The organism is Mediterraneibacter glycyrrhizinilyticus (assembly GCF_015560805.1).
Classification (GTDB): domain Bacteria; phylum Bacillota; class Clostridia; order Lachnospirales; family Lachnospiraceae; genus Schaedlerella; species Schaedlerella glycyrrhizinilytica_A.
In genome coordinates this window covers 24,322-35,968 of the sequence record NZ_JADMSO010000001.1, presented here as the reverse complement: position 1 = coordinate 35,968, position 11,647 = coordinate 24,322, and the positions used below count along the sequence as shown (strand labels likewise).

Sequence of the window (11,647 nt, the reverse complement as noted above, 5' to 3'; positions counted from 1 at the left end):
TAAAAAGCATGAAAAGATCAAAACGAATCGAGACCCTGGACAAGCGACCTGTCAATCTGGACGGCTACATCAATGAATGGCCGGAGATGGGGTTTGCCGCCATGTCCAGTCCTTATGATCCGGAACCGTCCGTGCGGGTCGAAAACGGAAAAATCGTAGAACTTGACGGAAAAAAGAGAGAAGATTTTGACTTTATCGACCAGTTTATCGCCGATTACGCGATCAACATCGAGCTGGCAGAACGTTCCATGAGCGTCCCGGCTTTAGACATTGCGCGGATGATCGTGGACATCCACGTTTCCAGAAAGGAAATCCTCACCCTGATCTCCGGTATCACCCCGGCGCGCATGACCGAAGTGATCAATCATCTCAATGTCGTGGAACTGATGATGGGGATGCAGAAAATGCGTGCAAGAAAGACGCCCGGAAATCAGGCGCACATCACCAACTTAAAAGACGATCCGGTGCAGATCGCAGCCGACGCGGCGGAGGGCGCGCTCCGTGGATTTGCCGAGGAAGAGACGACCATGGGCGTAGCACGGTATGCGCCGCTTAGTTCGATCGCGTTGCTGATCGGTTCGCAAGCCGGACGTCCGGGCGTGCTGACCCAGTGCTCCGCCGAGGAAGCGACCGAATTGGAGCTCGGGATCCGCGGTCTGACGACCTATGCCGAGACCCTTTCTGTCTACGGTACGGAAAAAGTATTCATCGACGGAGACGACACACCGTATTCCAAGGCATTTTTAAATTCCGCGTATGCATCCAGAGGTCTGAAGGTCCGTTTCACCTCCGGTTCCGGTTCCGAAGTTCTGATGGGCAACAGCGAGAAGAAATCCATGCTCTATCTCGAATGCCGCTGTCTCTATGCGACAAAAGGCGCGGGAAGCCAGGGCATCCAGAACGGTTCCGTAAGCTGTATCGGTGTGCCGGGCGCAGTACCGGGCGGAATCCGCGAAGTCATCGGAGAGAATCTCGTCGCAGCACTGTTAGGATTGGAATGCGCTTCTTCCAACGACCAGAGCTTCTCCAATTCCGATATGCGCAGGACTGCGCGCACGATGCTGCAGTTTTTGCCGGGTACGGATTTCATTTTCTCGGGATATGCCGCAGAGCCGAACTACGACAACATGTTCGCGGGTTCTAACTTTGATGCGGAAGATTTTGACGATTACAATGTATTGCAGAGAGATATGCAGGTTGACGGCGGTCTCCGTCCGGTTACGGAGGAGGAAGTGATCCGCGTCCGCCGCAAAGCCGGAAAAGCCGTGCAGGCTGTCTTCCGTCAGCTGGGACTTTCCCCGATCTCGGACGAGCAGGTGGAAGCCGTGACTTACGCGCACGGCAGCAAAGACACCCTGCCCCGCGACGTCACCGCCGATCTGATGGCCGCGGAGGACGTACTCAAACGCGGCATCACGGGCGTGGACATTGTCAAAGCACTTGCCGAGACCGGATACGAAGACCTCGCCGAGAGTGTATTGAACATGTTAAAGCAGCGCGTCGTCGGCGACTATATGCAGACTTCCGCGATTCTGGACCGCGATTTCCACGTTCTCTCCGGCGTCAACACACCGAACGACTACATGGGACCGGGAACCGGCTATCGTGTAGAGGGAGAACGCTGGGAAGAGATCAAGCGGATCCCGCACATCATCAACCCGCAGGATATATAGGAGGAGCCCGATTATGCAGATCAGTGAAGATTTAATCAAACAGATAACCAATGCCGTTATGACCGAAATGCAGCGGCGCAGTGAAGATCCATGCGTCAGCTCTTCGGACTGTGCATCCACTGCCGCTTCCGCCCCGGTTCCGTCCATGGCGGGAAGAGACCGCATCAACCCGGAAAAGACCGACTACTCCGGATATCCAAAAGCCGCGCAGGGAAGCGATCCGAAAGAAGTCGTGATCGGAGTCGGCGCCGCATTTCAGCGTGAGATCAAAAAGACCATCTGCGGGATCCCGTTGGACGACGTACTTACCAATGTCAAAGCCGGCATCGAAGAAGAGGGGATGAACGCCCGCGTGGTCAAGATCCTCGACACCTCGGACGTCTGCTTTATGGCGCTGGAAGCTGCCAAACTGTCCGGTTCCGGAATCGGCATCGGCATCCAGTCCAAAGGAACGACCGTCATTCACCAGAGAGATCTCTATCCGCTCTCCAATCTGGAATTGTTTCCACAGGCGCCGCTGATGGACCTCGCTACTTACCGAAAGATCGGACAGAACGCCGCCAAATATGTCAAAGGCGAACAGGTTGTGCCGATCCCTTGTACGAACGATCCGATGTCCCGTCCGAAATATCAGGTCAAAGCCGCCCTGATGCACATTGCGGAGACGGAACAATTGGATCCGGAAAACGGCAATATCGAATGGGAGGGAAAATAAGATGCAGTATCCTTTAGGCGAACACGAAAAAGAACGGATCACTTCCAAGACCGGAATGAAACTGACCGATATCACACTCGATGAAGTGATGAAGAACCACATTTCCGCCGATGACATCAAGATTTCCCGGGAAATGTTAAAGGCACAGGGTCAGGTAGCCAAAGAAGCCGGAAACGATCCGATGGAAAAGAATTTTGAGCGCGCCGCTGAGTTAGTCGACGTGCCCGACGAAGTCATTTTGAAAATGTACGACAAACTCCGCCCGAACCGTTCTACCAAGCTGGAACTGGTCATGATGGCGCAGGAACTTCTGGAAAAATACAATGCAAAGAACTGTGCGAAACTCGTAATGGAAGCAGCCGAAGTGTATGAAAAGAGAGGGATCTTACGTTGAGTTATATTGCCGGAATCGATATCGGAAATTCAACAACTGAAGTATGTGTCGGAGAAGTCGGCGCTGCCGGGACCGTTCATTTCCTGACGAGCGCTTCCTGCCCGACCACCGGGACAAAGGGAACCCCTGCCAATGTGCATGGGATCAAAGCCGCGCTGAAGCAGGCGATGGCACAGATTGGTCAGGAGATCGACGCGCTTTCCTGCATCCGTCTCAACGAGGCCGCGCCGGTCATCGGCGATACCGCGATGGAGACGCTGACCGAGACGATCATCACCGATTCATCGATGATCGGGCACAATCCCTCCACCCCCGCCGGAGCCGGACAGGCTGTGGGAAAGATTCTTCTTCTGGAGGATCTCTCCCGTGCCGAGCGCGGCGTTCCATATATCGTTGCCGCATCCGCTACATATACATATGAAGAAATCGCAGCAAAGATCAACGCCGTGTCCGATGAAATCACCATTACCGGCGTGATCCTCCAGGCGGACGAAGCGGTTCTTGTTGAGAACCGTCTGAACAAGAAACTGCCGATCGTCGACGAGGTGGCGCGGATCGACAAACTGCCGAACGGCGTATCCGCCGCCATCGAAGTGGCGTTGCCGGGACAGACGGTCCGGATGCTCTCCAATCCATACGGGATCGCGACCCTGCTTGGGCTAAATGCCGAAGAGACGCGCACAGTCACACCGATCGCCAAAAGCCTGATCGGAAAACGAAGCGCCGTTGTGTTGAAGACGCCGGGCGGCGACGTCCATGAAAATATCCTCCCTGCCGGGGAACTTTATTTCCATGCAGGAGCCGTAACCTCGGTCAATCTGGACGAGGGCGCGGAAAAGATCATGCAGGCGCTTGCAGATGCCGGAGATATTCAGGACATCAGCGGACAGCCCGATACCAATGTCGGAAACATGTTAAACCGCATCCGCAAAGGAATGAGCGAACTGGATCCGACTGCGGATGCCGATGTGCGTATTACCGATCTGCTGGCAGTGGACACGCTTGCGCCGGTTCTGATCTCCGGTGCGCTGGCCGGGGAAACCTGTCTGGAAAAAGCCGTCGGCATTGCAGCGATGGTAAAAACCCAAAAACTTCCGATGCAGGAAATCGCGGACCGGCTCCGCGCAGAACTCGGAGTCGCCGTCACGGTTGCGGGTGTGGAAGCAGTCATGGCAAGCCTTGGCGCGCTGACAACCCCGGGAACCAAACTTCCTCTGGCAATCCTCGATATGGGCGGAGGCTCTACCGATGCCGCCGTCATTTCCGAGACCGGAGAAGTCACGATGACCCATCAGGCAGGCGCGGGCGAACTTGTTTCCATGCTGATCGAGACCGAACTCGGACTGGGCGACCGCCATATGGCAGAGCAGATTAAAAAATATCCGCTCGCCAAAGTGGAAAGTCTGTTCCATATGCGCATGGAAAACGGACAGATGACATTTGTGGAAGATTCCATCGATCCCCGGTTCTACGGACGGGTCGTATTGCTCGCCGAAGACGGGCTGATCCGTATCGAGCAGGATATTCCGATGGAAAAAATCGCGGCAGTGCGCCGTGAAGCAAAACGAAAAGTATTTGTGACCAATGCATTCCGCGCACTGAAAAAAGTCGCGCCCGGTCACGATCTCCGCAAGATTTCCAACGTCGTACTCGTGGGCGGATCGGCGGAAGATTTCGAGATCCCGGAAATGCTGATGGAAGAATTTGCCGGATACCGGATCGTCTGCGGACGCGGAAACGTCCGGGGCAGCGAGGGACCGCGCAACGCCGTTGCGACCGGACTCGTACTTTCATATATAGGAGAACAGAAATGATCGTCAAAAAACCTGCCATTTTCATCTATACATCGGAACCGGACAGAGAAATCCTCCGGGAAATCTGTGCCGGAATAGAAGAAGAGGGTGTTTTCTATGAGATCAAAGAGCAAACTCTTGTTCCTAAGGATGCCCGCAGTACTGCCGCCCGTTTTGCCTGGCAGGCAGCGCAGGATTCGATGCTCGGCTCCGGGATCGGCGTCAGCCAAAGAGACGCCGCCTTGCAGATGCGCGGACTTTCCGTCGACCGCTGCGTTGAATCCTATCATGTACCGACTCAGGCGCAGTGCCGGAAACTTGGCGCCAACAGCGCCCGGGCGATCAAAAAAATGCCTTTTAAATAGTATACGTTTCATATAACATAAAAACCAACCGATTTCATAAGGGGAGTCAATCAAAAATGAGTATTTATACCAAACGTGGAGACAGCGGAACAACGTCGCTGATGAACGGCATCAGCGTTTCCAAATCCGACGACCGCATCGAACTGCTGGGAACGATCGACGAATTGAACAGCGCGCTCGGACTTGCAAAAGTCATCAGCGAAGACAGTCTCAAAGAACATTTATCCCAGATCCAAAGACAGCTCATGCAGATCATGGCAGGGATCGCCGATCCCCGGAATCTGGACTACCGATGCCCGAAAGAGGAGATCCTCGCACTGGAAGAGGGGATCGACCATATGGAAGCCTCGTTCCCCCGCGCGAAAGAATTTGTTCTGTACGGCGGATGTGAACTTTCCGCCCGACTGGATATGGCGCGCGCCATTACAAGACGCGCCGAACGTCGTTTCCGGAAAGTGGCACAGTACTACGGCGCAGACAATAAAGCGATGCAGTATTTAAACCGCCTGTCCGACTATCTGTATGTAGCGGCCCGGTACAGCGACTACCGGAGTGTATCCTGCCCGGAAGAAGCGATCCGGCAGGAAGTCATTCGGAATGTGATGAGAGAAACGAAAGCCGCACGGTAAACTCCTGAGCGTTTTCCGAGCAAAGCATTCTGCCGCCGAGAAGCGCCATCATTTTTTCCACACTTTTTAATCCGATGTGGTTGCTTTCAATATCGGCGCTTACTTTTTTCACTTTATTTTTCAGCTGGATTTTCAGTTCTCCCTCCTCGATCGTAAGGGAAAGTGAGACTGGGACTGCTTTTTCACCATATTTTAAAATGTTGGAGAATAAATTATTGAAGATCCGTTTCAGCATCGTCTCATCTCCGGCAAACGAAAGCGTGCAGTCCGGACATTTTTCTTCAACGGAACACTGAAATCCGGCAAGCTGGATAAAATCGCAATTTTCCCAAAGACATTCCCGGAAAAATGTATACGGAACAGGAACGGTCTTTGGGATTTCTATTTCTTCAAATACGAGCGCATATTCAAACATCCGGTCTGTCAGTTCTTTGATATCTTTTGTCTTTTGCAGGCACCGATCCAGATACTCGTCCTGCATATCCGGCATTTTCCCTAATTTTAAGACTTCCAGATACCCGTTCAGGATCGTAAGCGGCGTCCGCAGGTCGTGGGACATCGCGGTGATCAGATCCTGATTCGCCTGCCGGCTCTCCTGCTCCTGCCTGAGCGTATCGTTCAATGTGATCCGGAGTTTGTCCAGTTCCGACGACAAAATTCCGATCTCATCTCCGCCGTATTTCGGCGTAGGCGTTGTCAGATCTCCGGAAGCCATCTGCAGGATACTCGTCTCGATCTGTGAAACCTGCTTCATTTTCCGGGAAATAAAATATAAGATCACGATCAAAAACAGCAGCCCCGACAGCAGAACACAAAAAACCGCATACGGATAAAGGAATCCGATATTGTGATAGTAGAAGATCATAACATTTGCTTTTCCGTTACGAAATTCCAGATTCAGTTCTCTGTATCCCTCTCCGACACCGCCTGTAAGCTGATAACCAAGATCAAAAAATGCCCGGAAAAGACTGTCATCCATGATCTTTGCCCATTTTCCTGCGCGAAAAGTCCCATCGCTTCCATAGATATAGAGACTTGTATAATCATCGGCAAGTTCTAAAAACGGCTGGATCTTCTCAATGGCTTCAGTATCCTCTTCCGATTTTGGAACATCATATTTCGGCGCTTCCTCTACGAGAAGATCAAAAAAATCATAATCGCCATGTGGAGAAGCCAGATGAAAAACCGGTTTTAAAAATTCGTATACATTCCATTTCTTATACCACATAAACTCAAACAACGTAACGCTGACGACCCCCGTAAGGATCAAAAGTCCCGCAAACTTCGTGCGTATCTTTACATTTTTCAGTCTCTCAGTCACATCGGTACCCCTTTCCCCATACTGTTTTGATCACCCCCGGCTTATTCGCGTCGTCCTCGATCTTCTTTCGCAGATTCCGGATATGCACCATCACGGTATTGTTGGCTCCGTAATAATATGGTTCTTCCCAGATTGCTTCATAGAGTCGTTCGGCTGAAAAAATCTGCCCCCGGTTCTTCAGAAAAAGTAAAAGGATCCGGTATTCGGTGTCGGTAAGTTCGATGGAAATCCCGTTTTTCGTGACCTGTCCGACCGATTCGTCGATCTTTAACTGCTGGTACTGTAATGTACGGGATCTGTCGTCTGTCTCTTCTTTTCCTTTATATACATGATAACGGCGGATCAAAGCTTTTACACGGTTCAGCAATTCATTATAAGAAAACGGTTTCGGAAGATAATCGTCTCCGCCGCTTGAAAATCCCAGCGTCTTGTCGCTGTCCTTTGTTCTGGCGCTCAAAAACAAGATCGGCGCATTGCTCATTTTGCGGATTTCCAGACACGTCTGATAGCCGTTCATCCCCGGCATCATAATATCCAGAATGATCAGGTCAAATTCCCGCTCTTTTAACAGTTCCAGCGCCGTCATGCCGTCTTTCGCCTGCACCGCCTGAAATCCCTCGCCCGTCAGTAATATCTCTATGATCTCCCGGATCTCCTGATTGTCGTCCACGATCAAAATTGTCGAATTTTCCATCATACTTCCTCCTGCCATCTTCCGTCGTTGTCTGCTCTTTATTATAACAAATATCCTGCCCGCTGAACGCAAACTTAAGGATTCTTAAAGTTTCATTTTGGGTAAACTTAAGATATGTTTGTTAGACTACTCAAAGCGAGGTGAGAAAAATGCAATATGAAATGATCCGTTACCTGATCGGCGGAATCGGTACAACACTTGTCAATCTCTCTATATTCGGCATTCTGCGATATGGTCTGGACATGAGAATGCAGGCGGCGAACATCCTCTCGATCATCACCGCGATCTTATTCGCATTTATCGTGAATAAAAAATTTGTATTCCGCGCAGACGACTCCGGATCAGTGTGGAAAGAATTTCTGCGGTTTACAGGAATGCGCGGAGTCTCTCTTGCCGTGGAAGTATTCGGAATGCAGATATTGACCATGTTGTCTGTCCCGGATATTGCGGCGAAGATTTTGCTGCAGGCTGTGATCATCGCTATGAATTATGTGATAAGTAAATGTTATGTGTTCAAAGGAGGACATCTCAATGAAGAAAATAACCGTGATCATACCATGTCTGAATGAGGAAGACGCGCTTCCCATTTATTATAAAGAAATGTCAAAGATCATGAAACAAATGAAAGAGACTGAAATCGAATTGTTATTCGTCGACGACGGTTCCACAGACCGGACGCTTTCGGTCATGAAAGATCTGCATGAGCTGGATGGAAGATGCCATTATCTGTCTTTCTCAAGAAATTTCGGAAAAGAAGCGGCGATTTATGCCGGACTTCAAAATGCCGACGGAGATTATGTGGCGATCATGGATGTGGATCTGCAGGATCCCCCGGCGCTTCTGCCGAAAATGTATCGCATTTTGGAAGAAGAAGGCTATGACAGCGTTGCCACAAAGCGATCCACGAGAACCGGAGAGCCGAAAATCCGCTCCTTTTTGTCGAAGAGTTTCTATAACGTGATCAACCGGCTCTCCAAAACCGAGATCGTAAACGGTGCGAGAGATTACCGTCTGATGAAACGGAACATGGTGGACGCCGTGCTTTCTATGAGCGAATACAACCGTTTTTCAAAAGGTATTTTTGAATGGGTCGGATTCCGCACAAAATGGCTGGAATTTGAAAACCATGAACGTTCCGCCGGAGAAACAAAATGGTCGATGAAGAAATTATTTTGTTATTCTCTGGAGGGGATCACCGGTTTCTCCGTGGCGCCGCTTTCCTTTGCCTCGGTCATGGGAATTGCATTTTGTATTCTCTCCTTTCTTATGATCGGCGTGATCATTTTTCGTACGCTGATCTGGGGAGATCCGGTTTCCGGCTGGCCGTCTCTTGCATGCATCATCTTTTTTGTCGGAGGGATCCAGCTTCTTTGCACCGGGATCGTCGGGCAATATCTCTCCAAAACTTATCTGGAGACGAAACACCGCCCGATCTATATTATAAAGGACAGCAGTGAAAAAGAGAAAGGAGCCGCGCATGTTCGGGAAAGTATTTGGAGCAAATGTGGACTGGATCAGTCAGCATAGCGTGCTGCCGGAATATTTCAGACAGCAGTTTTATGACACAGGGCAGCTCTTCCCTGAATTTGCGGCAAATATCGGCGGCGGACAGAATATTTACAACTTTTCCTATTACGGACTTTACAGTCCGCTGATCCTGCCGTCCTACTTCCTGCCCTTTTTGAAAATGAGCGACTATATGATCGCGGTCAGTCTCCTCTGCCTGCTCGCGGACGTCCTGCTTTTTTTTAAATGGCTCCGCCAAAATGACGTCTCGAAAGGCAATGCCTGCCTGACTTCGCTTTTATTCCTTTTATCAGGACCTTTGATCTTTCATTCCTACAATCAGACCATGTTTGTCAATTATATGCCGTTTCTTCTTCTCGGACTGCTCGGAGTCGACCGGTATTTTTACCGAAAAAAGAGCGGTTTGTTTACGGTCAGTGTTTTTCTTATGATCATGACCAGTTTTTATTTCAGTATCGGCGGGATCCTCGTCCTAATACTTTATGGGATTTACCGTTATTTGACGGTGCAAGCGTCTCCCGCAGACAGAACGCTACCGCAATCACAGGCTTATTCCTCTCAAAAAGTGACGTGCCGCAGTTTTTTACCGGACGGAATCAAGTTCTGTCTGCCGATTCTGAGCGCTGTGCTGATGAGCGGATTTCTCCTCGTACCGACGGCGCTGACGCTGATACAGGGAACTCGGTCACAGGGGACTCAGACAGAAGAAACGGCGCTCTCATTTGCGTCTTTATTTCTTCCCGACTCCGACCTGCTGCGCGTTCTCTACCATCCGTACGGCATCGGGCTTACCACACTTGTGATCACAGTACTTCTGACCGGACTTACTTACCGTACATGGCGGGAAAAATACATCCATATTGTCTGTATCCTTGTGATCTCGATCCCGTTCTTTCTATATATATTGAACGGCGGTCTCTATATCCGCGGAAAAGTACTGATCCCGATGATTCCGCTTCTTTGTTACCTGACCGCAATCTATCTGGAAAAACAAAGACATCTGGAGATCCCGTTTTTTCAAGGGGTCGTTCCTTATGTAATAACGCTTGGAATCGTATCGTTTGGACAGCTCAACGAAAATAAGCAGTCGCTTCGCTGTTTTCTCATTGCGGATGCGATAGTGATGTTGTTGTGCGCCCTCTTTTTCTATTGGAAACACATAGAAAAACTGATCGTTATCATTCCGATCGGCTTTCTGATTTTGTTCGGAACTGTCTATCAGATCCGAGCGGATCATATGTTGGATGCGGCTTTTTATCATCAGGTAACAGATAAAAACATCAAAAAGACAGCGGAACAGGTGTTAGACAGTGAAAACGGATTTTACCGGACGGAACAGCTTGGAACGGATACGGAAAATGCTGCCAATTTAAACCGTATCTGGTCAACGGATCAATATAGTTCCTCGCTCTATTCCTCCGCCTACAACAAAGATTATCAGAATTTCCGTCAAAATATATTCGGCGTCGATCAGCCCTACCGCAATCTCCTGATGCAGGCACAGGCAAAAAATCCTTTTTTTCAAAATCTGATGGGTGTGAAATATGTGCTCTCTGCTGAACCGGTTGCGGGATATGAAAAAGTCACAGCCTACAACGCGGAAAAAAACGCAGTGAGCATCTACGAAAACAAAGAGGCTCTTCCAATCGTCTACACAACTCGGCGGACCATTTCACAGAAAGAATATGAAAAGCTTCCGTTCCCGTACAATCAGACTGCATTTTTATCTTACGCGGTGACCAAAAACGATTCGGATGTCACTGCAGAAGATCTGATACAGGAACAGGCGGCACATATACAGACTCTTGCTTTGCCACTGGAGCCCAAGATCCAAACAAAGAAAAACATCCGGAAAAATATTTCCATTCCACAAGCGCAAGACGGGGATATCCTGTTCCTGCAGTTTCGCGTAAAAAATCTGAAGCCATCCCGGGATGTGTCCGTGTGGGTCGAGGGAATCCGCAATAAATTAACTTCCGAAGAGCATATTTATTACAATGAAAACGAGCTGTTTACCTACGCAGTTCCATTACAGGAGGGGCAGGATTCCATCCGGATCGTCTGGGGCGGCGGCTCCTATAAGATTTCCGATCTGCAAAGTTATATGTGGCATCCCGGAAATAATACAGATGAAATCGGTAGAGAAATTCTTTGTGAGGGTGAATTTTTCCCGGATGAAGAAAAGACAACGGGAAACGTGATCGCCGGTACAATAAATACAGAAAGCAGCGGATATTTGATCACTTCCATTCCATATGATAAAAGCTTTGAAGTGTACGTCGACGGGCAGCTTATAGAAAATGAAAAAGTAAACACCGCGTTTCTCGGGGTGTCATTGGACAGAGTATCGTCGGAAAAAGTATCATCTGAAACAATCGCTCCAGAACCAACACCGTCGGAGAACGAAACGCACGACGTTCGGATCGTGTATCATGCCCCCGGATTGAAAATCGGGAAGATACTGTCGGTTCTGGGCATCCTGCTCTGGATCGGGATCAGCCGAAGCAGGAGAGTTACATTTTCCCGCGCTTGAAAT

Annotated in this window: 11 protein-coding genes; 9 read left to right on the top strand and 2 right to left on the bottom strand. The window is 49.8% G+C overall.

What is annotated here, in order from left to right:
- Positions 1-8: 8 nt before the first annotated feature.
- Genes I2H87_RS00175 through I2H87_RS00150 form a run of 6 tightly spaced genes read left to right on the top strand, consistent with a single transcriptional unit; the run spans position 9 to position 5,569 of the window.
- Positions 9-1,673: a propanediol/glycerol family dehydratase large subunit gene (locus tag I2H87_RS00175; RefSeq protein ID WP_009267493.1), complete on the top strand. Its 1,665-nt coding sequence runs from the start codon at positions 9-11 to the stop codon at positions 1,671-1,673.
- 13 nt (positions 1,674-1,686) lie between these two features.
- A complete protein-coding gene (locus I2H87_RS00170; protein WP_009267494.1) occupies positions 1,687-2,388 on the top strand; it encodes a propanediol/glycerol family dehydratase medium subunit in 702 nt (233 codons plus the stop codon).
- A 1-nt stretch (position 2,389) separates the two neighbouring features.
- The gene (locus tag I2H87_RS00165; protein WP_009267495.1) at positions 2,390-2,782 is read left to right on the top strand and encodes a diol dehydratase small subunit; all 393 of its coding nucleotides are present in this window, start codon (positions 2,390-2,392) and stop codon (positions 2,780-2,782) included.
- Positions 2,779-4,596, top strand: coding sequence for a diol dehydratase reactivase subunit alpha (locus I2H87_RS00160; protein ID WP_009267496.1), 1,818 nt, complete (start codon positions 2,779-2,781; stop codon positions 4,594-4,596). The genes I2H87_RS00165 and I2H87_RS00160 overlap by 4 nt, the downstream gene beginning before the upstream one ends.
- Positions 4,593-4,940, top strand: coding sequence for a glycerol dehydratase reactivase beta/small subunit family protein (locus I2H87_RS00155; protein WP_009267497.1), 348 nt, complete (start codon positions 4,593-4,595; stop codon positions 4,938-4,940). Before I2H87_RS00160 ends, I2H87_RS00155 begins: the two co-directional genes overlap by 4 nt.
- A gap of 56 nt (positions 4,941-4,996) precedes the next feature.
- A complete protein-coding gene (locus tag I2H87_RS00150; protein ID WP_195609059.1) occupies positions 4,997-5,569 on the top strand; it encodes a cob(I)yrinic acid a,c-diamide adenosyltransferase in 573 nt (190 codons plus the stop codon).
- Here the strand turns inward: I2H87_RS00150 and I2H87_RS00145 are convergent.
- Entirely contained in the window at positions 5,529-6,890 is a 1,362-nt protein-coding gene (locus tag I2H87_RS00145; protein WP_195609058.1) for a sensor histidine kinase, read from the bottom strand. The two genes, I2H87_RS00150 and I2H87_RS00145, sit on opposite strands and share 41 nt — an antisense overlap.
- Positions 6,883-7,584, bottom strand: coding sequence for a response regulator transcription factor (locus I2H87_RS00140; protein WP_117550541.1), 702 nt, complete (start codon positions 7,582-7,584; stop codon positions 6,883-6,885). The genes I2H87_RS00145 and I2H87_RS00140 overlap by 8 nt, the downstream gene beginning before the upstream one ends.
- A 149-nt stretch (positions 7,585-7,733) precedes the next feature.
- On the opposite strand from I2H87_RS00140, the gene I2H87_RS00135 reads away from it, so the two are divergent.
- From I2H87_RS00135 to I2H87_RS00125, 3 genes are read left to right on the top strand one after another with little or no spacing between them, the layout of a single operon-like run.
- Positions 7,734-8,153, top strand: coding sequence for a GtrA family protein (locus I2H87_RS00135; protein WP_009267501.1), 420 nt, complete (start codon positions 7,734-7,736; stop codon positions 8,151-8,153).
- Complete coding sequence (locus I2H87_RS00130; RefSeq protein ID WP_120170988.1) at positions 8,116-9,111, top strand: glycosyltransferase family 2 protein; 996 nt, start codon at positions 8,116-8,118, stop codon at positions 9,109-9,111. Before I2H87_RS00135 ends, I2H87_RS00130 begins: the two co-directional genes overlap by 38 nt.
- On the top strand, positions 9,062-11,644 hold the full coding sequence (locus I2H87_RS00125; RefSeq protein WP_195609057.1) for a YfhO family protein: 2,583 nt from the start codon (positions 9,062-9,064) through the stop codon (positions 11,642-11,644). The genes I2H87_RS00130 and I2H87_RS00125 overlap by 50 nt, the downstream gene beginning before the upstream one ends.
- Positions 11,645-11,647: the final 3 nt, after the last annotated feature.

Bases quoted from the DNA above. Each gene is read 5' to 3' on its own strand.
- I2H87_RS00175 (WP_009267493.1), top strand. From the start codon at position 9: ATGAAAAGATCAAAACGAATCGAGACCCTGGACAAGCGACCTGTCAAT.
- I2H87_RS00170 (WP_009267494.1), top strand. From the start codon at position 1,687: ATGCAGATCAGTGAAGATTTAATCAAACAGATAACCAATGCCGTTATG.
- I2H87_RS00165 (WP_009267495.1), top strand. From the start codon at position 2,390: ATGCAGTATCCTTTAGGCGAACACGAAAAAGAACGGATCACTTCCAAG.
- I2H87_RS00155 (WP_009267497.1), top strand. From the start codon at position 4,593: ATGATCGTCAAAAAACCTGCCATTTTCATCTATACATCGGAACCGGAC.
- I2H87_RS00150 (WP_195609059.1), top strand. From the start codon at position 4,997: ATGAGTATTTATACCAAACGTGGAGACAGCGGAACAACGTCGCTGATG.
- I2H87_RS00140 (WP_117550541.1), bottom strand. From the start codon at position 7,584: ATGGAAAATTCGACAATTTTGATCGTGGACGACAATCAGGAGATCCGG.
- I2H87_RS00135 (WP_009267501.1), top strand. From the start codon at position 7,734: ATGCAATATGAAATGATCCGTTACCTGATCGGCGGAATCGGTACAACA.
- I2H87_RS00130 (WP_120170988.1), top strand. From the start codon at position 8,116: ATGAAGAAAATAACCGTGATCATACCATGTCTGAATGAGGAAGACGCG.
- I2H87_RS00125 (WP_195609057.1), top strand. From the start codon at position 9,062: ATGTTCGGGAAAGTATTTGGAGCAAATGTGGACTGGATCAGTCAGCAT.